Below are 22447 nucleotides of genomic sequence, written 5' to 3' on the forward strand. Positions count from 1 at the left end.
TGAACGGCGAGGGAAGGAGGGTGGGACTGTTATGGCGACGGTAGATGAACGGGTGAAGAAGATCATTGCAGAACAACTCGGCGTCGAAGAGGACGAAGTGACCAGCGAGGCCAGTTTTGTGGAGGATCTGGGTGCCGATTCCCTCGACACGGTCGAGTTGGTGATGGCGTTGGAGGAAGAATTCGGGATCGAAATCCCGGACGAGGATGCCGAAAAAATTCTTACGGTCGGCAAAGCACTCGATTACATCAAAGAAAAGGCATAACGCGGTTCTTGTATGGCGGACCGGCCTTCTAGACGTATCGTTGTGACTGGAGTAGGACTTGTCACTCCGCTCGGCACTGGTGTGGAGAAAACGTGGAAGGCGATCTGTGCCGGGGAATCCGGAATCGGCCGCATCACGAAGTTCGACCCGACCACATACGATGCGCAGATCGCCGGGGAAGTGAAGGATTTCGATCCGGCGCAGTTCATTGAGAAAAAAGAAATCAAGAAAATGGACACCTTCATCCATTACGCCGTAGGCGCTGCGCAACTGGCGGTGGATGATGCCGGTCTGAAAGTGCTTCCCGAGGAGGCCACGAAGGTTGGGGTGTATATCGGATCCGGAATCGGTGGTCTCGGGTCTATCGAGCATTATCATACTGTCCTGAAAGAAAAGGGGCCGGGGCGTGTCTCCCCGTTTTTCATTCCGATGACCATCATCAACCTGGCATCGGGTCAAGTGGCGATCAGGTTGGGAGCGAAAGGTCCGAATTCGTGCGCCGTCACCGCATGCGCGACCGGCAACCACTGCATCGGAGATGCCTATCGATTGATTCAGAGGGGCGATGCCGACGTGATGATCGCCGGAGGAACCGAAGCAGCCATTACGACGCTCGGTGTAGCCGGCTTTGCGGCGTCAAAAGCGCTGTCGTTCAGGAACCACGAACCGACGAAAGCGAGCCGGCCGTTCGACAAGGACCGCGATGGATTTGTCCTCGGAGAGGGCGCGGGAGTAGTCGTCTTAGAAGAATTGGAACACGCCCGCCAGCGAGGTGCCCGGGTCTATGCTGAATTGATCGGCTACGGCATGAACAGCGACGCGTATCATATCACGGCACCGTCCGAAGAAGGGGAGGGGGCGGTTCGCTGCATGGAATTAGCCATCAAGGATGCCGGTATCGGAAAAGACGAGGTCGGCTATATTAACGCCCATGGCACCTCGACAATGGCTGATGCGATCGAGACTCGCGCGATCAAACAGGTGTTTGGAGAGAGAGCGCCGCGCATTCCTGTCAGTTCGACCAAGTCCATGACCGGGCACCTTCTTGGCGCAGCCGGCGGCATCGAAGCGGTCTTTAGCGTATTGGCCTTGCACCATGGCATCCTCCCTCCAACCATCAACCTCGACCACCCCGACCCCGAATGCGATCTGGATTATATTCCACACCAGGCAAGACAGGTCGCCATTCGCATCGCATTGTCAAATTCCTTCGGGTTCGGAGGAGTCAACGCGTGCCTCCTCTTCAGGCGGGCACCCTGACATCTCAGTGCCGGATTCGTGCGCTTCATGACGTCTCGCCTACCGATTGAATCGCTCCAATCGTCGCTGACGTATTGCTTTGTCAACGTGGGTCTGCTGGAGGAAGCTCTGACGCACACGTCATACGTCAATGAGGTCAAGAAGAGTGAATCATCGCACAATGAGCGCCTTGAATTTCTCGGTGACGCGGTTCTCTCTCTCGTCATAAGCGAATACCTCGCTGTTCGACTGCCGCACTGTTCGGAAGGGATGCTGTCCAAATTCAAAGCCAGGCTCGTCAGCGAATCGTCACTGGCGCACGCTGCGCGGCGCCTGAATCTCGGCGCCTATCTCAAGCTGGGAAAAGGCGAGGACCGCTCGAACGGACGCGAAAAGGATTCGCTGTTGGCGGACGCCCTCGAAGCAGTCCTCGCCGCGGCGCATCTGGACGGTGGGTTCCAGGCCGGCCGTATGGTTACCTTGCGAGTATTTGCGGACCAGCTTCATTCGATCACCGATCAGAACGCCGGACAGCCCGGGGCGGACGATTCGAAAACGCGGCTTCAGGAGTGGTGTCAAAAGCGGCTTGATGTCCTCCCGGTCTATGCCCTGATTCGGGAAACGGGACCGGACCATAGCAAATGGTTCGAAGTTACGGTTTCTGTGAACGGCGAGATCATCGGTGCAGGAGCTGGGCGAAGCAAGAAAGAGGCTGAGCAGGCGGCTGCCAGAGAAGGGTTGCAGCGGACTTCCGACTTGGCCTGACGGATCTGGTAAGATGTGACGGTCAAAATTTTATCATTCCTGAAGGAGGGCAACAATGCGGAGGCTGACGATGGCCGTGTTGGTCGCGGCGTGGTTCTGTGCGGGGGCAAGCATGCTCATGATGGCGGGAACAGCCGTTGCCGCTGAACAAACCCCGAAAAAGGGCGAAGTAGCAAAGAGTCCGAAAGCGGTCATCAAAACCAAGTACGGTGAGATGGAAATCGTCTTTTTCCCAGACAAGGCGCCCAAGCACGTGGAGAATTTCGTCAAGCTCGCGAGATCGGGATTTTATAACGGCACGATCTTCCACCGCGTCATTCCGGGGTTTATGATCCAGGGCGGAGACCCCAATACCAAAGACTCGAGCAAACCCGAAAGTTACGGGATGGGAGGTCCGAACGAACGGTTGAAAGCGGAGTTCAATGACACGCCTCATCGACGCGGGATCGTTTCAATGGCAAGGACGAATGACCCCAACAGCGCAGGCTCTCAATTTTTCATCGTGGTGAAGGATTCGAACTTTCTTGACGGGCAATACACCGTCTTCGGCGAAGTGGTCAAGGGCATGGAGGTCGCTGATAAGATCGTCAACCTTCCCAAGAATGCCCGTGACCTGCCCACTGAGCGGGCGGAAATGACCATTACGATCGTCGAGTAATTGATGCTCATCCAATCATCCCGTCTCGCTGCCACAAGGTTGTTGTGCTGCCTAGCGGGTCTCCTCTTTCTTACAGCCTGCGGGGGAAAGCCCGCGGTGAAACCTGCGGTTCCTCCACCTGACCCGGGTCCCAAAGCGATCATCAAGACCAAGTTCGGAGATATGTACATGAAGTTTTATCCGGACTTGGCCCCGAAACACGTCGAGAACTTTATTAAACTCGCGAAGTCCGGATTCTATAATGGAACCATCTTCCATCGAGTCATCCCCGGTTTCATGATCCAAGGGGGTGACCCAAATACGAAGAATTCGCTCAAGAAGGAGTCATACGGTCAAGGAGGACCAAAGGACGAGAAGGGAGAGCCCATTCTGCTGAGGGCGGAATTTTCCGACACGCCACACAAACGCGGAATCGTCTCGATGGCGCGGGCCAATGAGCCCGATACAGCCGGGTCCCAGTTTTTTATTGTTGTGGAAGCATCACCATTCCTTGATCGCAAATACACCGTATTCGGTGAAGTCATCAAGGGACTTGGCGTGGCAGACAAAATAGTTGCGCTGCCGAGAAACGAACGTGATTTGCCAAATGAGCGGGTCGAGATGACTGTGACGATCGTGGAGTGAGATCTTCGTGCCCGACCGGATGCTCTGCGAGCATCGTGCCGTCCACCGCAACACTTCATTTGTCTACAGATGTTGGTCGAGAACCACGCTCAGTGGTGGTGATGCTCGCAGCCCGGTCCGTGGGTATGAGGCTCCTGGACAGACGGTGGCATGAACGATTGGCCTGGGAGCACGATGTGACCGGCAGACTGCTGCTTCGTGAGATGCGCGGCAATTTCGGGATGGTACGCGCGAACGTATCCGATGAGGCCCGCAAGAAACCGCTGCGACTGGAATCCGGTTCCTGAAAATTCCGACACGAATGCGATGGCCCGATCGAGTACGTCCGGTGCGGTGTTCGTGTCGGCAATCTGTTGGGGGTTCTGCTTCTTAAAGGTGTCATATTCCTTTCTCAAATGCTCCGCGAAGACAGGCATCGGCGCAGCAGGAACATGCAACGGGCTGAGAGTGCGGCGGAGGGCTTGAATGGCGGCGATGATTTCAGCATCCTGTCCATCGCGTCTCCCTTGGAAATACGTGAAGATCACCACTTCGATCAGGTTGTAGAGTGCGACAGATTGCTGCCCCCCCACATCAGCGAGTTGGCGGTAAAAATCCCGTCGGACCGGCATGAACTGTTCTCCGAGCCGCTTTTGTTGATAGTCACTCCCGGTTTCAAGGTAGATACAGTCGATCGGGCAGGACACGCGGACGATCCGGTGCTCCCCGCAACAGACGGGGCAGATGGATCCGCCGAGCGCCGGACAGGAACGTTTGCCCTTTCGCTGATGACAATAGACGCACTGGCTCATTTCTGTATGTTCCCTTCAGGGGCGGGTTTTGGTGGGGGAGGGATGAAGCCATAGTCCGCCAGGGTCCGTTTCTCTTTATTCGACCGTTCGCTCACCGGGGCTTCCAGCCCGTTCATCTCCGCCGCATGTGCCAGCTCATACGGAACGAGGATGAGATTGTTGTTGCGGTCGATCCCCAAATCTCCGGGAGACGGCAAGTACTCTGCAATCACCTGGAAACGTTTGTCGCGGGTCATCCGCCAGACCTTCCCCGTCGTGAAGTCCGAGACGTACATATTGCCCCAGCGGTCGAAATCAACACCGCGCAAGTTGGAAAAACGTCCGGAAAAAAATCCGTTCGAAAACAGTTCCGTGACGGTTCCTTCCTGCGAAATCTCAGAAATCTTGCCTTTGTCCCAACTCACCGCGATGATATGGCCCGACTTGGGATGTATGGCCAGTCCCGTAGGCCCGGCCAGTGCCGCATCAGCGGCCAGGACTGTCACGTGTCCTGCCGCGGGGTCAATACGATAAATGGTGTTGGCCTTCTGATCGGAACAGTACAAAAATCTGTGCCCGTCATAGGCGACATCGGTCAACGACACCCCGTGTCCAGTTCCGGGCGCGACTGCGAGAGTAAAAATCGATTCCCCCGTTTTCGTGTTGAATCCTCTCAGCGTATCCAGGTCCGCGACATATAGCACATCACTGGCAAGCGCCATCCCTTTTGGCGCATGAAGCGTGACGCGATCTCTTCCTCCTTGAATGAACTTGAGCTTGACCACCTTGCCCGTCGCATCCAGCTTGGTAATAAATCCATTGTTGTCGGCAGCTTCAGGTTCGCCGTTTACGCTGGAGATAAAATAGTCTGTGCCCGACTCAGTCGCCACAAAACTGTATGGTGACTGTAGGTCGGTGACCGTAACCTGGGCCTCAGCTTCTCGCATGGGTGTGAAACACAGGACAACGCCAAGGCAAAGCCAGTGAAAGGGAAGGTAAGATGTTATGGGTAGGAGCACGGGTGAAGCTCAGATTTTGGTGAATGAAGGTACAGTTGCAGTGTCGTGCGAGCATCGTATCTTCCGATCTACGGACTGTCAAGGAACGGCGGCTGCCAGATGCACACTCATGTTCTGGAGGACGGCGTCGCATGTGGATTCAACAGCTGGGCGGCAAGCCGGCTCTCTCCGTGCAGGCGTTGACTTGCACAAAAATGCCCTGGTATCGTGCGCTGCCTCCCGAATTTCATAAGACCGGGCAGGTCCGCTGTTCGTTCAGCAGATCACACTGAGTCAACGCACTCAAGCACGGAGGGACATGTGGCGGCACGAATCATCGACGGGAAAGCCCTAGCACAGCAAGTAAGAGATCGTTTGGCGGTGGAATCAGCCGCCCTATTGGCCAAAACAGGAATCAAACCGGGATTGGCGACCATTCTCGTAGGAGACGATCCCGCTTCGCACGTCTATGTGCGCAACAAACAGAAAGCTTGCGAACAGGCTGGAATTTACGTTGACGATCACAAGTTATCCGCTTCGACAGCTCAGTCGGAGTTGCTGGCTCTCATCGAAAAGAAGAATGCTGATCCGAAGATTCATGGGATCCTCGTCCAACTCCCTTTACCGAAGCATATAGACAGTAAGGTCATCCTTGAAGCTGTTTCTCCGCACAAGGATGCGGACGGGTTTCATCCATATAATTTTGGACGGTTAGTCGAAGGCCATCCTGTTTTCGAGGCCTGCACGCCCAAAGGGGTCATCAAGATGATCGAGTCAGCCGGAGTGTCCATCGAAGGGAAGCGTGCCGTGGTGCTGGGCAGAAGCAATATCGTGGGAAAACCGCTGGCGCTTATGCTGTTGCAACGCCATGCGACCGTGACGATTTGTCATTCCAAGACCAAGGATCTTCCCGCTGTGTGCCGGGAAGCGGACCTCCTTCTGGTTGCGATTGGGAAGGCAAAATTCGTCACCGCCGACATGGTGCGCGAAGGTGCAGTGGTCATCGATGTGGGTACGAATAAAACTCCCGAAGGAAAGCTGTGCGGTGATGTGGATTACGAGCCGGTCAGCCAAAAGGCGGGCTGGATCAGCCCCGTTCCCGGCGGGGTCGGTCCCATGACGATAGCGATGTTGCTGGACAACACGGTCGAGTCTGCGAAGAGAATGGCCGGAATGTAACGGGCGGCGACAGCCGCCGCAAGGGTCTGGTTGATATGGAGCAGGAGCCGAAACGTCTACTCGAAGTGCTCGATCGCGGGCAGTTTGCCGTCACGATCGAATACAACCCTCCCAAAGGAACGAATCTCACAGCAGTACTCGACAATGCCAAGACCATGGTCGGGCGTGTACATGGGGTCAATGTCACCGATAACACGGCCGCAGTGGTCCGCGCTGGCTCTCTCCCCGTGTGTCGCCTGCTCTATGAGTTGGGGCATGATCCGGTCATGCAGATGACCTGTCGGGACCGGAATCGCATCGCGATGCAGTCGGACTTGATGGGCGCGCATATGCTTGGGATTCGGAACATTCTCTGTCTCACAGGTGATTATCCGACGGTCGGAGATCATAAAGACGCGAAACCCGTCTACGACTTGGATTCCGTTCAGGTCATGCAGCTCGTGCAGGGGCTCAATCATGGGCGGGATATGGCCGGACATGCCCTCGACGGCGCCACCGCTTTCCATATCGGGGCTGCCGTAACTCCGGAGGCAGATCCGGTCGGCCCGATGCTGGCGAAGTTTGAAGTGAAGGTCAAAGCCGGCGCAAGATTCTTCCAAACGCAGGCAATTTACAATCCGGACCAGTTTGCGGAGTTTATGAAGGCGGTTCGACCGTTCAAAGTCAAGGTGCTGGCCGGCATCCTCGTCATGCGCAACGCCAAGATGGCAGAGTTCATGAATGCGAATATTCCAGGGGTATCGGTTCCGCAGGCGATGATCGATGAGCTGCGGGCGGCAGGCGCCCGGTCCGAGGACGCGGGAGTTGAAATCGCGGTCCGCACGATCAAGGCCGTGCAACCGCACTGCGATGGTGTCCACATCATGGCGATCAAGGCAACTCATCGTTTGGGGGAGATTCTGACAAAGGCTCAACTTGGTTGATGACCATCCCTGAACTCCGACAATACAAGGGAGGGAAAAAACTCGTCGTGGTGACGGCGTATGACGCCCTCTTCGCCCGTATTATCGAGCAGGCGGGAATCGATGTACTCCTGGTCGGTGATTCACTTGGAGTGGTGGTGCAAGGACAAGCGAATACTCTTGGCGTTTCGATGGACGAGATGTTCTACCACACCAGACTGGTTGCAGAGGCGGCTCAACGCGCTCTCGTTATCGGCGACATGCCGTTTATGTCGTACCAGGCGAGCCGAGAAGATGCGATTCGCAATGCAGGTCGATTGGTGCAGGCAGGGGCTCATGCCGTGAAACTCGAAGGCGGCTCCACGATCATTGATCAGGTCGACGCCATTACGCAGATTGGGATCCCCGTGGTGGGACATCTCGGCATGACGCCGCAATCGGTCCACCGGTACGGCGGTTATAGAGTTCAGGGAAAAGCTGAAGAAGACGCCGAGGTCTTGGTCAACGACGCCAAGGTGCTGGAGGCTGCAGGGGCAGTAGCGGTCGTGCTGGAAGCGATTCCCGCCATGCTCGCGAAGCGTATTACCGAACAAGTGTCCATGCCCACGATCGGTATCGGTGCAGGTCCTCATTGCGACGGCCAAGTGCTGGTATTGTACGACCTTCTTGGTTTGTTCGACGAATTCGTTCCGAAGTTTGTGAAGCCCTATGCTCACCTCAAGGCTGACGCTCTTCAGGCGCTCAGGCGGTATAAAGAGGAAGTCGAACAGAGCAAATTCCCGTCGGATTCGGAGAGCTACCATTAACTGTCGCGCGGCAACGTGCGATTCCCCGCCAGTCATCTCATTAGAATTGCCTTGAGGTTCCCTTTGATCCGTATATTCTTGATACGGAATGCCCGTGCCGCCCACTGGTGGGTGACAAGCTTCTCAAAATAATTCGTAACGAAATCTCCGAATCTGCAAGGTGGAATCGAGCATGGAGTGGATCGAGGACTGCGAAATGCGCGGTTCGAGCGTACAGTCTATTCGTCCCGTGTCTCTTCCTGATAAGAATCATCCTCTTTACCACCGTAGAGAGACTGTTTCCGGCGCGGAAGACTCCATCCGTAGCATCTTCTTCAATGATCTCTTGGGCTGTACGCTAGTGGGGCTCGTCCTCATTCCAGCAGCTGAGTCAGTCAGTAGCCTGCCGGCTATTCGTGTGGATCTTCGCCTACCCATTCTTCGGATTAACGCCCTGGGTGGACCTCCTTTGCCGGATTGTCGTCCCACATGCTGTTCAACGACCGGATGCACATGAATATCACCTGGCAATCCAATTGGCTCAAGTGGGTTCTCGTGACACCCAGGCATCATCATGCGAACATAGTCGAAACTCCGCCCATGCCAATGTCAATTTCGGCGTGACGTTCATCGTGTGGGATCGAATATTCGGAACATATGTTCATCTAGAAACGGTCACTGAACCCATCTCATTCGAAATCAACGAGAGGGTCCCTCTTCCCCGTTTGTTGCAGGAGTTTGATCAAGAATACAGGACTTACCTGGCAAGTCCTGGAACTTGAAACACCGCCCGGTCACTCACGCGTAGCGCGGTCAATTCTCGTCCCCATACACAGCCGCTGTCGATCATCAGTAAATTGGTCTCTACGTGGAGTCCGAGCGCAGCCCAGTGCCCTGCGATAATCGTTACGTCGGCACTCTGCCTATCGGGGAAACTAAACCATGGCCGATATCCTTGAGGGGCTTCGTCAGGTCTCCCCGAAAAATTCGACAGATCGCCCGAGACGGTACAGGTCCTTATTTTTGTGAAGATACGAGTGATCGCAGCCAAGCGCTTGAGGCCTCGGAGGGACGCATGCCATCTGACCGTCGGCTCATGAAAGAGTTCCCGCAGCAAGGTTCGGTAATCAGGGCCAGCCAAGAAATGTTCCACTTCTCCGGCCAAGCGGAAGGCTTCATCGGCTGTCCACGTTGGCAGCAGGCCGGCATGGACCATGAGGTAGGCGTCATCTCGAAACACTAGCGGTAGATGACGAAGCCAAGCGGTGAGCTCGCTGCGGTCACGGGCTGCGAGCACGTCATGGATGGTGTCTTTGGGGCGAAGCGATACCAGTTCTTCGGCAGCAGCCAAGAGAAACAGGTCGTGATTCCCAAGCACCACGGAGGCTGTTCCTCCAAGACTCTTGATAAACCGCAGTACCCCCACCGAATCCGGTCCTCGGTTGACCAGGTCTCCCACGAACCAGAGCCGGTCAGTCTGTGCATTGAAGCCAATTTGACGGACCAATTGATCGAGTTGCGATGCGCACCCCTGAACGTCTCCAATTGCATAAGTGGCCATCGGAGAACACTATCCTGATGCTTGAAAATGTTCAACAAATCTCGGGATGAACAGGCTGCTCAAGGAACGGTACAACTCCTCATACGATGAGCTTGGAAATAAATCATGCCATGCGCCTTAACCGGGTAGCGCCGATCTCTCTACCCATATTCATGAGGAGCTTCTTGGTTGAGCTGAATCAACGTGGCGGGGTGACAGAGGGGAACAAGCGCTCTAGAGGTGGTATTCTGGTTGATGACGGAACCCACTCGAGGCCAGCTAGGGATATTTTGCCTCAATGACGCTACGGAGGCCGCCTCGTGCGGCGAAGGTTCCTGTAACTTTCACCCATACCGGTTTGCAGGCCGCTGCGACATCTTGCAGGATGCGGTTGACGGAATTCTCGTAGAAAATTCCGACATTACGGTAGGCATGGATATACATCTTCAGAGACTTGAGTTCGACGCAAGCCTTGTCGGGCATGTAGTGAACGGTAATCGTTCCGAAGTCTGGAAGGCCGGTCTTGGGACATATGGCTGTGTACTCGGGGATCTCTACGGTAATTTCATATCGCTTGTATTGATTGGGGAAGGTTTCTATCGCTGGAAGGGGAACGGAGATGCCGCTTCTGGCATGACGTTCGTTATACCCATAGGTCGGACGCTGCCTGCGACTCATCTTTCGGTTGCTCACGAGGCTGTTCGGTTCATAATTGTTTCATCCATTCCGTTTGGCCAATCTGTTCCAAAGCAATAAACATCGATACCCACGGACACTTCATGTCCGGGTATACTTCGCAAAATCCACCTTTCCGCACGCCTCCGCAGGGACCGTGACTCATGAACTTTGGACACTCGGCCTTGATTGAATTATCAGGGATTGGAGGACGCTTGTGGACGCCGCCGACATGCTCGGCCCCCTCGTCTTCCCCCGGAACAAGTACGCGTATCGCCATGATTGAACCAGTGTAGACAGAATCCTGCGAATGGGCAATGTGCATCTGCAATTTGTGCACGCGTCATTCCTATCGTGGGACGCTCTGAAAAGCAATGCAAGTTAGGGCGAATGGCCTATCGCTGAGGTGAGGGCTAGGCCTTCTTTCGATCGCTGTGGGCCTTCTGAGAAGTTGCTTTGATTATCAGGACGTTATAGACTTTTACCAGTTCGTTGCGCCATGCCTCCGAAGCAACATTCTGATTGACAGTGTTTTTTCGGCTTTGCTACGATGAATTTAATTTTGACAGCCAGTACATGCGTTAGATTTGTTCTTCCATCCTCGATTTCCTACGGGCTTGCTGCGCACAATTGTATCTGTCTTAAAGGCAACGTATTGTCGTTGTCACCAGAGAGGGAGGTATCCCAATGAGTCTCGACTATGTGAAGTTCTCCAATGGTTTTGAAAAGTTCATGCCGAAGGAATATCGGGACATGGTAGAGCATGGCCCTTTCGGAAAGAAGATTTCCGTTTCTCAGATGGGTAGCTTCAAGGAAGTGCTTGAGGAACATCCGATGTGTGCAGGCTGTGCCATGACACTATTCATTCGGTTGGCCATGATCGCGTTTCCGAACCCTGAAGACACCATCACGGTTGGCACGGCAGGCTGTGGTCGTTTGGCGATCTCTCAAGCTGCCATTCCATTCGTATATGGAAATTACGGTGACCAGAACGGTGTGGCCAGCGGGTTGTCCCGCGGTCTTCGCCTTCGGTTCGGCGACAAGCCGAAGGACGTGGTGGTGATGGCTGGTGACGGTGGAACGGCCGATATCGGATTCCAGCAGGTCCTCCACTCCTGGTTCAGGAAAGAGCGCTTTACGACGATCATGCTGGACAACGAAGTGTATGGCAACACCGGCGGGCAAGAGAGCGGTATGACGAACCGCGGGGCGGTGTTGAAGATGGCCCCCCTCGGCAAGAAATTCGAAAAAATGGACATGGTGCAAATGGCGAAGGTTGCCGGTTGTGCGTACGTGGCCACAGTCGTTCCTAACAATCCTCGCCGGGTCGAGAGCGTCATTAAGAAAGCCGTCTTGATTGCCCGTGAAGTCGGAGCGACCTATATTCAGGCCTATACCTCCTGCAACATCGAATACGCGATTCCCACTGATAAAGTCATGGAAGACGCAAAGACGGTTGAGAATGACCGGTATGCGTTTTCCGAATACATCAGTGACGAAGCCAAACAGTACTTGACCGAGCGGTACGGCTATAAAGAATTCCTTCCGAAGCCAGCTGCTCCAGCCGCCGCGATTCCCGGCAAAGCGTAGTTGACAACAGGGAGGCTGAATCATGGCAAAACGGTTCAACATTCGGATGGCGGGTGTCGGTGGTCAGGGTGTCGTCACGGGCTCGCATATTTTGAGCACGGCCGTCATCAACGCCGGCGGTGAAAGCACAATCGTGCCGTTCTACGGATCAGAAAAGCGGATGGCCCCCGTTGAAAGTTACGTTCGTGTATCGGACGAAGCCATCTATGAAATTGGCGAGATCACGTTCCCGCACATCATCATTATCTTCCATCCTCAGGTCATCACACACGGCAAGTCCTATACGATGCCGTTCTATTTTGGATTGAAGGAAGATGGGGTGGCGCTCATCAATAATGACGGTCCGATGAAGCTGCACAAGGATCAAGCACGTGAATTGGAAGAACGACGGGCCAAGCTGTATTACTTCCCCGCGACTAAAATTTCCTTGGAAGTTGCAGGGATGGATCTTGCCACCAATATGGCGCTCATGGGGTGTATCGGTGCCATTACAGGTTTAACCAACATGAACGGATTGGAGCAGGCCGTAAAAGACCGATTCTTGGGCAAAGGATTTGTGGTATCCGGAGGCACGGCGGCATTGGATAGCGTCGTCGAGCGGAAATTCAAGAAGAAACAGGAATTGATTGAAAAAAATGTCGCGGTCATGCGGGCCGGATGGAACTATGCCGTCGATCATGGTTGGGCGGCAGCCGACGTGAAACGCGCGGAAGAGCCGGTCGCTGCAGCCAGCGCATAAAGGAGCACTATGTATCTCGTAGCCGATATCAGCGTCGAAATCTGTGCCGCGAAAAGCTGTAAGCTCTGTACCCAGTATTGTCCGGAAGCCAATACCATCCTCTACAGCGACGAGATGGGAAAGGACAAGGGATTCAAGTACGGGTCGGCCTATGTCGCGGTGGATCGGTGTAAAGGCTGCGCACAATGCGTGTGGGTCTGTGACAACATGGCTAAGAACAATGCAATCAAGATGATCATGATCGATCAACTGCCGAAGGCCGCGTTGACCGACAATGTGACATACGGTGAAAAAAGTACGACTGCAGTCCTGGCAAGCCCAGTCGTCGGGTAGCCTACGAGCGTTAGGCGTTAGAAAGGGGAACGGGCGTGGCAACAACGCAAGATACGAGAGAAAAAATCATCGTTCCTGGCCCGGCGGGTTTTCATCCGCCTTCAGCGGCGCAACTCGGTGTCGCACTCCCCGATCCCGGGCAGGGCCTGTATTATGGATTGCTCGAGCCGAACGAGGAGAAGGTCATTGAAGAGATGGCTCGGAAGATGCTGACCAGCCCCAATGCCACCATTTTTCCTGGACCCCTTCTGCTCTGGGCCTGGAATGATCATGCGGTCGAAAAGGCAAAAGCCACGTTGGAAATTGCCGCGCAGATCCCCGAGGTCATGATCATCCCCATGCCGGATTACCGGCCGAAATATCCAAAGATCGATCCTGAAGAAGTCATCAACCCCAACCATCCGAACTTGACGATCTGGGGCAATAAGATCGAGGCGTGTATTTTTATCGGCGTGCATTGTCACTACGCAAATCTCACATTGAAGATGATTCGTGCGGGAACCAATTGTTGTACGATGGCGATCTGTGCCGAGCAGGGTCATGAAGATGCGATGCTGACGATCCGGGACTCGGATACTTTGAAAATCAAACGGGTCGCGCAGATCTTCAAAAAAGTTCGTGAAGAAATGGGTATTCAGTTGCCCAGCAGCGGTGAGAATGTCCGTTTCACGGGCACTCAGTCCAAAGTGCATGGCGGGAAATCTCATACCAATCCGATGACGTTTGCGCCATCGCCCGGTGGGGCTGGCAGCGCGGCGATGTTCGGTCATTCTCCGGAACAGATGAAGCGAGAAGGGTAGCCCGAAAAGTCGGCTCACCACTTTTTTAAAGAGGTGCGATTATGAGCGAAGCGTTAGAGACCCAGCAAAAGACAAATCCACAGGGTGATCCAATCACCAGCGTGGCGGCTCCGAAATCCGACGGGAAAAAGGATCCGCATGCCGAGGCAAAACGGCAGAAAGTCGTGACGCCGGAATATCTGTTTCACGAGGCTCCCAGGACGAAGGAATTTATTACGGGCAGCGAAGCCGCCAAGGAAGCGATTCGGCGCTCTAACGTCGATCTGGCTATTGCCTATCCGATTACCCCCCAGAGCGAAACGATGCAGCTCGTCGGCGTGCTCTATGGGGAAGGATATGTGAAGGAATATTATCGCGGCGAAGAAGAAGTCGGCGTCATGGCGGCGATTGCGGGAGGTTCTCGTGCGGGTGTCCGCTGCTATACGGCGACCGCTGGCCCTGGCACCTTGCGCGGTCTCGAAGGCATCGCCTCCTGGCCTGGCCACCGGCTTCCCGTCGTGGCCATGTTTACCTGTCGCGTCGTCAACGCTCCGCTGGCGATTCAGCCCGACAATATTGAAGTCTCGTATCTCTTGAACTGCGGCATGATCGTTTTCCACGCTGAAAATCAGCAGGACATGTTTGATTTCACCATGGCCGGATTCACCATCAGTGAAAAAAATGATGTGACCTTGCCGGTCGGCGTGTGCTGTGACGGCTTCTTTGTCACGCATGCCCGCGGGTACGTACGCATGCAGGACAGAAGCATGAAACTTCCGCCACGCGAAGCCTGGCGTGGTGCGGTTCCCGTGTTGGATGCGGAGAACCCTCCTGCGCGGCTGTCGCGTGACGCTCCGGTACAAAAGTCCAATTTCATGGCCTACAACATCCACGCCGTGTGGCAGCAGGAAGTCTGGGCCGCAGTGGAACGTTCCCGTAAGTACATCAATCAATATCTCGGCGGACTGCTGACAGCCGAAAATATTGACGGGGCGGACGCCATCATCATTGCTTCCGGTAGCGCCGCAGCACAATCACGCGAAGCGGTCCGGATTTGCAAAGAAAAGGGCTTAAACGTCGGGATCATCAAGATTCGTTCGCTTCGGCCATTCCCCACGAAAGAGCTTCGACAGCTCTGCGGGAACGTTAAGCTGATCGTTATCCCTGAATTCAATTACGTCGGATGGCTGGCGAAAGAGGTTGCGACGGCAATCTACGGTTTTTCCAAAGCCAAGATCATCGGTGGTCCGCGCGTCTATGGCGGTCAGTCGATGCCAGTGGAGTTGATCGTAGACGAAGTTGAATCTGGCCTGACGGGCAAGAAATCCACCAATGTGGCGATGTCACAGATCATGGGCGGTGCCGTCAATCCTGATGAAGTCGCTCACTTCATGCGCAGTATCTGATCGACGCAACATTCGGAAAAAGAAGAGCCCGATTCCCAAGAGGGAATCGGGCTCTTTCATTATTGGCATAAGAGCGGGCTGGATCTCTTCTATCCTTGAATCTCGTCCTCCACCATTTCCTCGCTGGACGGCATGCCGTACGCGACATATTTGGCATAGGACAGGTAGATCATGGCGCTGTCGCGCATAGCTTTTGATCCTTGCATCATACGCACCAGTTTGTCTGATCCTGGGGCCTCTGTGGCTTGGAGAGTCACCACATGATCCTGAAGGAGTTTTGTATAGCGTTCCACGGATAGTTCAACGTCTTTATAGGCTTGTAAAATGGCGTCTGTCATGTTGTCCTCCTTCGCTCGGTCAGCATACACTAGGGCATGCCTCCCTTCAACGTCAGCCAACGTGCGGGCATATCACCGGTTGTTCTGAAAGTTCTTGAGCAGATCGCAGGCAGCGTATCACGGACTACTCTGGGTCATACAGCAGCAGGGGTGAAGCATCTCTCAAGATTGTTTACCAAAGACAGGCAGAGTCTTCTCAAGAATTACCTCGATGATCCCGCCAGAGCCTCCGCTTATCTGAAGTATTTCTTTCCCATCAACCTGTCGAAGATCCAGCTTCTCCTGGACGAATTGCCGGCGGACACGTTCACATCCGATCGTTCGGAGGGATTGTCCGTCCTCGATGTAGGGTCGGGGCCTGGCACAGCAGCCATCGCAGTGCTTGATTGGCTGGTGCAGAATTACCCAGAGCGAACGAACGGACTTTCTGTCGTTGCAGTGGATTCATCGTCAGGCGCATTGATCCAATCACGCCGGATTTTGGAGGGATATTGTCGGGAAGCAGGACTGGAAGGAGTGAGGTTCACGGATCATCGGGACGATGTGGAGCAGAGCATGAGACATGTTTCCGGGAGCGCTCTTGAACAACACGGCCCCTACGATCTCGTGATCCTGGCCAATTGTCTTAATGAGTTGGGAACCGGGTTGCCCGATCCGACTACCATACAAACTACCATAGTGGCAAACGCACTGGCGCTCATGAAACCACACGGCACCGTCATGATCGTCGAGCCGGCTTTGAAGACGACGTCGAGAGCCCTCCATCGGGTACGCGATCGCTTATTAGATGAAAGACATTGTACCGTGTATAGTCCCTGCCTGCATGAAGGCCATTGCCCTGCATTGGTCCATCCCGACGACTGGTGCCACGAAGAGCGTCGCTGGGAGGCTCCGGCAGCGATTCAATGGATTGACCGGGGCGTTGGGTTCATCAAGGACGCACTGAAGTTTTCCTATCTACTGCTCCGCACAGACGGACGGACGATCGTGAAACGTAGTCCAGATGTGTTCAGAATCGTCAGTGAAATGCGAAAGATGAAGGGGGACACGAGGGCCTGGCTTTGCAACGAACTCGGGCGCATCGAACTGGGTCGCCTGGATCGGATGAGATCCGAGAGTAATGCGACGTGGGATGAATGTGAACGGGGCACGATTGCTGAGATCAAAGGCGCGCATCGCAAGGGCGGATCCAAGCTCGAAAGAATTCCTGCCGAAGGGACCGTCGCGATTGTCAGACGAACGGACTCGCCAATCAATCGAACGTCGTGAGTGCGTCACTCTCACGAAGTGACTGCAACAGAACTTCCTGGACTGCCCGGGCAGTTCCGTGATGCCGGTGTGATATGAAAAATGCGGTCCGTTGGCAGCGCTCTCCATCGCTTGTTCATCGTGGGAAGGGGAGTGGGCATTGAAGAATGTAAAGATTATCTGGGCTTCGACCTAGGCGAGGAAGACGGATGCCGACCACTGGATCTTAGCGCGGAGGATGCGAGGATGTGCAAATACGGGGCGGAGATTTGACCCTAAAGAATAGGAAACGAATAAGGTCCTAATCTGCTTCCGGCTCGGAACTGCCGTGCTGGTGCGACACTTTATCCTCTTCGAACAACTCTTCCATTTCTTCGGCAATCATGTCGCGATCATTCGGAACGGATATCAGTGGAATCTCCTTGCGGGCTGTTGCTTGTTTCTCGGCTTCAGGCGGTTCCGGCTGTTTGGGCTGGTCGCTCATGGCTGAAGTATACACTACTTTAGGAAACGGAATGGGGGTTATTCAAAGGCTTCCAAGGACGACGGTTCAGGGAACGTTCTCTTGCAATTTCCGCAGGTCACAAAATAGATGGCCTCGCGGACGGACATCGTCGCACGAAAATCCAAGCTGACCCCCCGATGGTTGCATGCCGTGCAGGAAATGTCCTTCAGCCGATACGGCACGTCTGGCTGGGTGCGGAGATAAAACTCCATGTCGGTATAGATGGGAAAACTATAAAAGCATTTCTTGCAGATGCCACGCCATTCGCCATCCGTTTGCATGAATCGTTGATCGACCCCAAAGCTGGACCCTTTGCAGACCGCGCACTGAACGGTTGCCAATCTGGATTCGACTTCCTGTACGGACGGACGAGACATGGACATCTTTCCCCCTCAGCGCAGTATAAGCGTTGCCTCTGCTTGTCCGCAACGCAGGAGGTCCCTATTGAACTCCGAACAGACGCGCGTATACTGAGCATCCATGCATGCGATTACTGAACGGTTATGGGTCGGCAATGTGTACGAGGCCGAGCGGCCGCCGGCAAAAGTGGCCGCCCTGCTCTTCGTTGCGGAGGAATTTTCAGCGGACCCTCCGTCCGGGTTGGCCTATCAATATATCCCTTTCAAGGAATATGGGCCTCCAGATGTGTCGTTGCTCGATCGTGCCGTGACATGGCTCGAACAGCAAAGTGCTGACAATGTCGTGATGGTCTGTTGTCGAGCGGGAATGGGCAGATCCGTATCCGTGGTGATGGCCTATTTGTGCTGCACGGAACGTCTGACCTATGATGACGTGCTACAACTGGCCATCAGCCGTCGGCCCGGAGCGCTTCCGCTTCCCGACCTCCGATCTGCGATCGAGAAAGTTCAAACCATCCGGCAGACCCGTATGCGCACTGTGTTGCCGTGATGGAAACGTCACCTGTTCATCATTCCCATGTTACTTTCTTACCGGGAGGCTAGTACGTCATGCCTGAATTGCCGGAGGCAGAGATTGTCGCCCGACAAATCCGGAACCGTCTGGTAGGTGCGGTGCTGACTGATGCATGGATTGGACGGGAGGATATCGTCCGCGAAGGACTTCCCCTCCTGTCCTGGTTCCAAGGCGCGTCGCTGCGCACCGTCGACCGCTATGGGAAAAGCGTCGCCATGGGGTTTCATAAGGAGGGCACGGTTCGCTTTATTGTCGCAGAGCTTGGAATGACCGGTCTCCTGCTTTTCCGTTCAGCCCAGGCACGCCATCCGCAGCACGTGCATGTGCGGGTATCTTTCATCGGAGGAGATGAGCCGGAGTTGTGTTATTGGAACCCGCGACGATTCGGCCGGATCTCGTTGTTCGATAGAGCAGGGCTCAATCGATACATTGCCCGTCGGTTTGGTCTGGACCCCCTGTCCGCCAGCAGGGAAGATTTTCTCGGTATTGTCAGGCAGCGCAGAGGTCGACTGAAGGCGCTCCTCATGCACCAGCAATCCGTTGCAGGGATTGGGAATATCTATGCCAACGAGATCCTATTTCGAGCGGGTCTTCATCCAGATGTCCGAGCCTCTCGTCTTTCGATGCACACGGTCGAGCATCTCTATGACCTGACCCAAGCGGTGCTTCAAGATGCCATCAGGTGCGGCGGCTCCAGCGTCCGAGACTTTTTTGCTCCGGACGGGACGGAAGGACAATATAAACAACGGCATCTCGTGTATGGGAAAGAGGGGCTTTCCTGTCCAAACAAATGTGGAGGAACAATTCGTCGCCTGCATGGAGAGCGCAGCTCCTTTATTTGTCCTTCGTGCCAGACAAAACGCCTAAGAAATCGTTCAGCAGCCCGGATCGAAAAGACAATTCCACAATTCCTTTAGAAAACGGTATTTTGCGATCGATATCTTCCTCCCAGGCCGCAGGATAGGCCTTTTGATCTCCATGCTTTAGTACCTCTGGTGTATTGAGTCATCCCCGCTATTTCGTTACAATCCGGCTCCCCTATCGCCCGTATCATTACCGGTTTGAGAGGAGATCCGTCATGGCCAAAGTGCTGGAAGGTCCCGGCATGGGACTGATGAAGAAGTGGGGAATTGCCGTTCCAAACTATGTCGTCGTCACGTCCGCCGATGAACTCGCCAAACTCGGGCAAGCCAATGATTGGATGAAACAGACAAAACTGGTGGCCAAGGCGCACGAAGCCTTGGGGTCCAGATTCAAGCTCGGGCTGGTCAAAGTCGGACTCGACCTCAACGGTGCGGTTGCGGCGGCCAAGGAAATGATCGGCCGTCATGTGGGAAGCATCACGGTCTCGCAAGTCATTGTGTCGGAAATGATTCCTCACAAGGAAGAATATTACTGCGCCGTCAAGTCCACCCGTGAGGGCAGCGAGGTCCTGGTGGCCAATTGCGGTGGAATCGAAGTGGAATCGAACTGGGAACGGGTCAAACGGCTGACTCTTGACGTGGGACAGTCGCCAACCGCTGACTCTTTGGAAAAGCTGGCCAAAGATGCCGGGTTTACCGGTCCGCTCGCGAAAAAAATGGCCGATTTTGCCGGCAAGATGTTTACCTGCTTCGACAGCGAAGATGCCCAGTACCTGGAAGTCAATCCCGTCGTCACCCGCGAGAGCGATGGAGAACTGGTGGCGCTTGATGCCGTGACGCTGCTCGATGGGGATGCCAAGTTCCGTCATCCGGATTGGAATTTCCAATTTGCGGCGGAGTTCGGCCGCGCCTACTCCAGGGAAGAAATGGAAGTCATGGCGGTCGACAGCAAGATCAAGGGATCGGTCAAGTTTATCGAGATCCCCGGTGGGGACACGGCGATGCTTCCGGCGGGAGGTGGGGCCAGTGTGTACTACTCGGACGCAGTGGTTGCACGCGGCGGAAAGCTTGCCAACTACGCCGAGTACTCTGGCGATCCTCCGGATTGGGCCGTTGAAGTGCTGACTGACAAGGTCTGTTCGTTGCCCGGCATTAAGAACATCATTGTCGGGGGAGCCATCGCCAACTTTACCGACGTCAAGAAAACCTTCGGCGGCATCATTAACGGATTTCGCAAGGCAAAGTCCGAAGGCAAGCTCAAGAACGTCAAGATCTGGGTGCGCCGCGGCGGCCCGCGCGAAAAAGAAGGTCTCGATGCCATGCGCGCGCTGAAAGACGAGGGTTTTGACATTCATGTCTACGATCGCAATACACCGCTGACCGACATCGTCGATAAGGCGCTCCAAACGAAATAACCTGCCATAGAACCAATGATCCGAGCGATGTAAGGGGAGATCCCGATGAGTATCCTGGCGAACAAAGACACCCGCGTAGTAATTCAAGGCGGTCAGGCCGGAGTCAACGCCGCCCGCCGCATGGCCGAGTTCAGTTACCTCATTAAGCGACCGCTGAATGTCGAAGCGTTTGTCTATCCGCCGGACGCAGGCAAAACGAATGAGATTCCTTATGGAAGCGGATTGCTCGCCATTCCCGTCTACAAGTCCATTGCCGAAGCCACGAAGCATCACCCCGCCATCAATACGAGCCTCGTCTACATCGGAGCTGATCGGGCCATGAAGGGCGGTCTGGAGGCCTTGGACGATTCGCATATCAAGGTCGTTTCGATGATCACGGAGGGTGTGCCGGAGAAGGACGCGAAACTGCTGGGAACCCACGCTCGCAAGCTCGGTAAAGTCTTCAATGGGCCATCCTCTATCGGGATCATTTCGGCCGGGGCGTGTCGTCTCGGCGTCATCGGTGGGGCATTCGACAACCTCGTTCTCTCCAAGCTCTATCGGGAAGGATCGTTCGGGGTCATTACGAAATCGGGAGGGTTGTCCAACGAAATCATCTGGATCTGCTCCCAGTTCGCCGACGGAATCACGACCGCGATCGGTATTGGCGGCGATGCGTATCCTGGCACGGACTACGTCAGTTACCTTGAGATGTTCGAGAATGATCCGCAGACAAAGGCCGTGATCATTGTAGGAGAGATGGGCGGGGATCTCGAAGAGCGTGCGGCCGAGTGGTATGGAGCGAGGAAGCGCAGGATCAAGCTGATCGGTGTCGTGTCTGGATTCTGTCAGGAGAGCTTGCCGAAAGGCATGAAGTTCGGACATGCCGGCGCGAAAGAGGGCATGAAGGGCGAAGGGTCGGCGAGATCGAAGTCCGATGCGCTCAAGAAAGCGGGAGCCATCGTGCCGGCCACATTTGGGGCGCTCGGTCCTGCCATCAAGGAAACGTATCAGGACCTGCTGAAATCCGGTCAGGTCAAAGAGCCGGTGGAGCCCGCTGTATTGCCGAAGCTGCCCAAGTCGATCGAAGAGGCCATGAAAGCGGATGAAGTCATGGTCGCTCCGCTGATCCGTACGACGATCAGCGACGATCGTGGGGACGAGCCTTGCTATGACGGGTATCCTGCCTCCGAACTCATCAACAAAGGCTATGAAATCCCACACGTCATCGGTCTGCTCTGGGATAAACGGCTGATCTCCAAGCAGGAAGCAGAGATCATCAAGCGAATTATGATGCTCTCGGCCGACCATGGTCCATGTGTCAGCGGCGCGTATGCGACGATTCTGGCGGCTTGCGCGGGTATTGGCCTGTCGCAAGCGGTCGCAGCCGGTCTCATCATGATCGGACCGCGGTTCGGCGGCGCCGTGACGGATGCCGGACGCTATTTCAAGTACGCCGTCGACCAAAAGATGACCGTCGATGAATTCCTGGCCCATATGAAAAAGCATGTTGGGCCGGTTCCGGGGATCGGTCACCGTGTGAAGAGCCTCCGTAATCCCGATAAGCGGGTCAAGGAATTGGTCGGATACGTAAAGAGTTTGAATATCAAGACGCCTTGTCTCGACTTCGCGCTGGAGGTTGAGAAAGTGACCGCGGTCAAAAAGGATAACTTGATTTTGAATGTCGACGGTACGATGGCGGCCGTCCTGGTCGATATCGGCTTTCCGGTCGACAGCTTGAACGGGTTTTTCATTCTGTCACGCACGATTGGACTGATCGGTCATTGGGTCGATCAAAAGCGGCAGGATAGCCGTTTGATCAGATTGTTTGACTATCTGGTGAACTACGCGGCCCCCAAGAGACGTGAAGTTCCGCCTTTGAAATAGCGCATGCCGTGCCGAGGAGGTAGGACTGCGGA

The 22447-nt window shown here is 54.9% G+C and carries 27 protein-coding genes; 19 read left to right on the top strand and 8 right to left on the bottom strand.

What is annotated here, in order from left to right:
- Positions 1-31 precede the first annotated feature (31 nt).
- The 5 genes from acpP to W02_RS14760 all read left to right on the top strand — a co-directional run bounded on the left by acpP (position 32) and on the right by W02_RS14760 (position 3551).
- Complete coding sequence (gene acpP, locus W02_RS14740; protein WP_080886408.1) at positions 32-265, top strand: acyl carrier protein; 234 nt, start codon at positions 32-34, stop codon at positions 263-265.
- Between the two features lie 12 nt (positions 266-277).
- On the top strand, positions 278-1525 hold the full coding sequence (gene fabF / locus W02_RS14745; protein WP_173049008.1) for a beta-ketoacyl-ACP synthase II: 1248 nt from the start codon (positions 278-280) through the stop codon (positions 1523-1525).
- 27 nt (positions 1526-1552) lie between these two features.
- Entirely contained in the window at positions 1553-2269 is a 717-nt protein-coding gene (gene rnc / locus W02_RS14750; protein ID WP_173049010.1) for a ribonuclease III, read from the top strand.
- A 112-nt stretch (positions 2270-2381) separates the two neighbouring features.
- Positions 2382-2927: a peptidylprolyl isomerase gene (locus W02_RS14755; protein WP_173051497.1), complete on the top strand. Its 546-nt coding sequence runs from the start codon at positions 2382-2384 to the stop codon at positions 2925-2927.
- A 96-nt stretch (positions 2928-3023) separates the two neighbouring features.
- Positions 3024-3551, top strand: a complete 528-nt coding sequence (locus W02_RS14760; protein ID WP_232068557.1) for a peptidylprolyl isomerase — start codon at positions 3024-3026, stop codon at positions 3549-3551.
- A gap of 89 nt (positions 3552-3640) precedes the next feature.
- On the opposite strand, the gene W02_RS14765 is transcribed toward W02_RS14760, so the two are convergent.
- Positions 3641-4342 carry a hypothetical protein gene (locus tag W02_RS14765; RefSeq protein WP_173049014.1) on the bottom strand — a complete coding sequence of 234 codons (702 nt, stop codon included), beginning with the start codon at positions 4340-4342 and terminating at the stop codon, positions 3641-3643.
- Positions 4339-5268, bottom strand: coding sequence for a hypothetical protein (locus W02_RS14770; protein WP_173049016.1), 930 nt, complete (start codon positions 5266-5268; stop codon positions 4339-4341). The genes W02_RS14765 and W02_RS14770 overlap by 4 nt, the downstream gene beginning before the upstream one ends.
- A 203-nt stretch (positions 5269-5471) precedes the next feature.
- Between W02_RS14770 and W02_RS14775 the strand changes: the two genes are divergently transcribed.
- From W02_RS14775 to panB, 4 genes are read left to right on the top strand one after another with little or no spacing between them, the layout of a single operon-like run.
- On the top strand, positions 5472-5612 hold the full coding sequence (locus W02_RS14775; RefSeq protein WP_173049018.1) for a hypothetical protein: 141 nt from the start codon (positions 5472-5474) through the stop codon (positions 5610-5612).
- Between the two features lie 28 nt (positions 5613-5640).
- Complete coding sequence (gene folD, locus W02_RS14780; protein WP_173049020.1) at positions 5641-6498, top strand: bifunctional methylenetetrahydrofolate dehydrogenase/methenyltetrahydrofolate cyclohydrolase FolD; 858 nt, start codon at positions 5641-5643, stop codon at positions 6496-6498.
- A gap of 35 nt (positions 6499-6533) precedes the next feature.
- On the top strand, positions 6534-7421 hold the full coding sequence (locus W02_RS14785; RefSeq protein ID WP_173049022.1) for a methylenetetrahydrofolate reductase: 888 nt from the start codon (positions 6534-6536) through the stop codon (positions 7419-7421).
- A complete protein-coding gene (gene panB / locus W02_RS14790) occupies positions 7421-8206 on the top strand; it encodes a 3-methyl-2-oxobutanoate hydroxymethyltransferase (protein WP_173049024.1) in 786 nt (261 codons plus the stop codon). Before W02_RS14785 ends, panB begins: the two co-directional genes overlap by 1 nt.
- Before the next feature lie 736 nt (positions 8207-8942).
- On the opposite strand, the gene W02_RS14795 is transcribed toward panB, so the two are convergent.
- The 3 genes from W02_RS14795 to W02_RS22185 form a co-directional block, all read right to left on the bottom strand.
- A complete protein-coding gene (locus W02_RS14795) occupies positions 8943-9746 on the bottom strand; it encodes a symmetrical bis(5'-nucleosyl)-tetraphosphatase (RefSeq protein ID WP_173049026.1) in 804 nt (267 codons plus the stop codon).
- 258 nt (positions 9747-10004) lie between these two features.
- On the bottom strand, positions 10005-10403 hold the full coding sequence (queF, locus tag W02_RS14800) for a preQ(1) synthase (protein ID WP_173049027.1): 399 nt from the start codon (positions 10401-10403) through the stop codon (positions 10005-10007).
- 28 nt (positions 10404-10431) lie between these two features.
- Entirely contained in the window at positions 10432-10725 is a 294-nt protein-coding gene (locus W02_RS22185; RefSeq protein ID WP_173051498.1) for a methylenetetrahydrofolate reductase C-terminal domain-containing protein, read from the bottom strand.
- Positions 10726-11087: 362 nt separating this feature from the next.
- On the opposite strand from W02_RS22185, the gene W02_RS14810 reads away from it, so the two are divergent.
- The 5 genes from W02_RS14810 to W02_RS14830 are packed head-to-tail and all read left to right on the top strand — an operon-like array spanning position 11088 to position 15247.
- Positions 11088-11990: a thiamine pyrophosphate-dependent enzyme gene (locus W02_RS14810; RefSeq protein WP_173049029.1), complete on the top strand. Its 903-nt coding sequence runs from the start codon at positions 11088-11090 to the stop codon at positions 11988-11990.
- Between the two features lie 22 nt (positions 11991-12012).
- Entirely contained in the window at positions 12013-12729 is a 717-nt protein-coding gene (locus W02_RS14815) for a 2-oxoacid:acceptor oxidoreductase family protein (RefSeq protein WP_173049031.1), read from the top strand.
- A 9-nt stretch (positions 12730-12738) separates the two neighbouring features.
- Entirely contained in the window at positions 12739-13062 is a 324-nt protein-coding gene (locus W02_RS14820) for a pyruvate ferredoxin oxidoreductase (RefSeq protein WP_197742027.1), read from the top strand.
- 35 nt (positions 13063-13097) lie between these two features.
- Positions 13098-13862 (top strand): carbon monoxide dehydrogenase beta subunit family protein, encoded by a 765-nt coding sequence (locus tag W02_RS14825; RefSeq protein ID WP_173049033.1) that lies wholly within the window; start codon positions 13098-13100, stop codon positions 13860-13862.
- A gap of 41 nt (positions 13863-13903) precedes the next feature.
- Positions 13904-15247, top strand: a complete 1344-nt coding sequence (locus W02_RS14830) for a transketolase C-terminal domain-containing protein (protein ID WP_173049035.1) — start codon at positions 13904-13906, stop codon at positions 15245-15247.
- Positions 15248-15336: 89 nt separating this feature from the next.
- Here W02_RS14830 and W02_RS14835 read toward each other — a convergent pair whose 3' ends face one another.
- The gene (locus W02_RS14835; RefSeq protein ID WP_173049037.1) at positions 15337-15585 is read right to left on the bottom strand and encodes a hypothetical protein; all 249 of its coding nucleotides are present in this window, start codon (positions 15583-15585) and stop codon (positions 15337-15339) included.
- Between the two features lie 150 nt (positions 15586-15735).
- Here W02_RS14835 and W02_RS14840 point away from each other — a divergent pair, with 150 nt between their 5' ends.
- The gene (locus tag W02_RS14840) at positions 15736-16854 is read left to right on the top strand and encodes a small ribosomal subunit Rsm22 family protein (protein ID WP_173049039.1); all 1119 of its coding nucleotides are present in this window, start codon (positions 15736-15738) and stop codon (positions 16852-16854) included.
- A 280-nt stretch (positions 16855-17134) separates the two neighbouring features.
- Here the strand turns inward: W02_RS14840 and W02_RS14845 are convergent, their stop codons facing one another.
- Both W02_RS14845 and W02_RS14850 read right to left on the bottom strand, forming a co-directional pair.
- Positions 17135-17317 carry a hypothetical protein gene (locus W02_RS14845; RefSeq protein ID WP_173049041.1) on the bottom strand — a complete coding sequence of 61 codons (183 nt, stop codon included), beginning with the start codon at positions 17315-17317 and terminating at the stop codon, positions 17135-17137.
- A 38-nt stretch (positions 17318-17355) separates the two neighbouring features.
- A complete protein-coding gene (locus tag W02_RS14850; RefSeq protein WP_232068558.1) occupies positions 17356-17721 on the bottom strand; it encodes a hypothetical protein in 366 nt (121 codons plus the stop codon).
- Between the two features lie 97 nt (positions 17722-17818).
- Between W02_RS14850 and W02_RS14855 the strand changes: the two genes are divergently transcribed.
- The 4 genes from W02_RS14855 (at position 17819) to W02_RS14870 (ending at position 22415) form a co-directional block, all read left to right on the top strand.
- A complete protein-coding gene (locus tag W02_RS14855; protein ID WP_173049043.1) occupies positions 17819-18247 on the top strand; it encodes a dual specificity protein phosphatase in 429 nt (142 codons plus the stop codon).
- Positions 18248-18306: 59 nt separating this feature from the next.
- A complete protein-coding gene (gene mutM, locus W02_RS14860; protein WP_173049045.1) occupies positions 18307-19188 on the top strand; it encodes a bifunctional DNA-formamidopyrimidine glycosylase/DNA-(apurinic or apyrimidinic site) lyase in 882 nt (293 codons plus the stop codon).
- 161 nt (positions 19189-19349) lie between these two features.
- Positions 19350-20549 carry an ATP citrate lyase citrate-binding domain-containing protein gene (locus W02_RS14865; protein WP_173049047.1) on the top strand — a complete coding sequence of 400 codons (1200 nt, stop codon included), beginning with the start codon at positions 19350-19352 and terminating at the stop codon, positions 20547-20549.
- A gap of 45 nt (positions 20550-20594) precedes the next feature.
- Complete coding sequence (locus W02_RS14870; RefSeq protein WP_173049049.1) at positions 20595-22415, top strand: citrate/2-methylcitrate synthase; 1821 nt, start codon at positions 20595-20597, stop codon at positions 22413-22415.
- Positions 22416-22447: the final 32 nt, after the last annotated feature.

This window comes from Nitrospira sp. KM1 (genome assembly GCF_011405515.1).
Lineage (GTDB): Bacteria > Nitrospirota > Nitrospiria > Nitrospirales > Nitrospiraceae > Nitrospira_C.

Excerpts from the sequence above, each read along its gene's own strand:
- W02_RS14830 (WP_173049035.1), top strand. The coding sequence starts at position 13,904 with ATGAGCGAAGCGTTAGAGACCCAGCAAAAGACAAATCCACAGGGTGAT.
- W02_RS22185 (WP_173051498.1), bottom strand. The coding sequence starts at position 10,725 with ATGCACATTGCCCATTCGCAGGATTCTGTCTACACTGGTTCAATCATG.
- fabF (WP_173049008.1), top strand. The coding sequence starts at position 278 with ATGGCGGACCGGCCTTCTAGACGTATCGTTGTGACTGGAGTAGGACTT.
- rnc (WP_173049010.1), top strand. The coding sequence starts at position 1,553 with ATGACGTCTCGCCTACCGATTGAATCGCTCCAATCGTCGCTGACGTAT.
- W02_RS14810 (WP_173049029.1), top strand. The coding sequence starts at position 11,088 with ATGAGTCTCGACTATGTGAAGTTCTCCAATGGTTTTGAAAAGTTCATG.
- mutM (WP_173049045.1), top strand. The coding sequence starts at position 18,307 with ATGCCTGAATTGCCGGAGGCAGAGATTGTCGCCCGACAAATCCGGAAC.
- W02_RS14770 (WP_173049016.1), bottom strand. The coding sequence starts at position 5,268 with ATGCGAGAAGCTGAGGCCCAGGTTACGGTCACCGACCTACAGTCACCA.
- W02_RS14820 (WP_197742027.1), top strand. The coding sequence starts at position 12,739 with ATGTATCTCGTAGCCGATATCAGCGTCGAAATCTGTGCCGCGAAAAGC.
- W02_RS14850 (WP_232068558.1), bottom strand. The coding sequence starts at position 17,721 with ATGTCCATGTCTCGTCCGTCCGTACAGGAAGTCGAATCCAGATTGGCA.
- W02_RS14765 (WP_173049014.1), bottom strand. The coding sequence starts at position 4,342 with ATGAGCCAGTGCGTCTATTGTCATCAGCGAAAGGGCAAACGTTCCTGT.
- W02_RS14775 (WP_173049018.1), top strand. The coding sequence starts at position 5,472 with ATGTGGATTCAACAGCTGGGCGGCAAGCCGGCTCTCTCCGTGCAGGCG.
- W02_RS14755 (WP_173051497.1), top strand. The coding sequence starts at position 2,382 with ATGCTCATGATGGCGGGAACAGCCGTTGCCGCTGAACAAACCCCGAAA.
- W02_RS14835 (WP_173049037.1), bottom strand. The coding sequence starts at position 15,585 with ATGACAGACGCCATTTTACAAGCCTATAAAGACGTTGAACTATCCGTG.
- W02_RS14795 (WP_173049026.1), bottom strand. The coding sequence starts at position 9,746 with ATGGCCACTTATGCAATTGGAGACGTTCAGGGGTGCGCATCGCAACTC.
- W02_RS14870 (WP_173049049.1), top strand. The coding sequence starts at position 20,595 with ATGAGTATCCTGGCGAACAAAGACACCCGCGTAGTAATTCAAGGCGGT.
- W02_RS14865 (WP_173049047.1), top strand. The coding sequence starts at position 19,350 with ATGGCCAAAGTGCTGGAAGGTCCCGGCATGGGACTGATGAAGAAGTGG.
- panB (WP_173049024.1), top strand. The coding sequence starts at position 7,421 with ATGACCATCCCTGAACTCCGACAATACAAGGGAGGGAAAAAACTCGTC.
- acpP (WP_080886408.1), top strand. The coding sequence starts at position 32 with ATGGCGACGGTAGATGAACGGGTGAAGAAGATCATTGCAGAACAACTC.
- W02_RS14855 (WP_173049043.1), top strand. The coding sequence starts at position 17,819 with ATGCATGCGATTACTGAACGGTTATGGGTCGGCAATGTGTACGAGGCC.
- W02_RS14815 (WP_173049031.1), top strand. The coding sequence starts at position 12,013 with ATGGCAAAACGGTTCAACATTCGGATGGCGGGTGTCGGTGGTCAGGGT.
- W02_RS14845 (WP_173049041.1), bottom strand. The coding sequence starts at position 17,317 with ATGAGCGACCAGCCCAAACAGCCGGAACCGCCTGAAGCCGAGAAACAA.
- W02_RS14785 (WP_173049022.1), top strand. The coding sequence starts at position 6,534 with ATGGAGCAGGAGCCGAAACGTCTACTCGAAGTGCTCGATCGCGGGCAG.
- queF (WP_173049027.1), bottom strand. The coding sequence starts at position 10,403 with ATGAGTCGCAGGCAGCGTCCGACCTATGGGTATAACGAACGTCATGCC.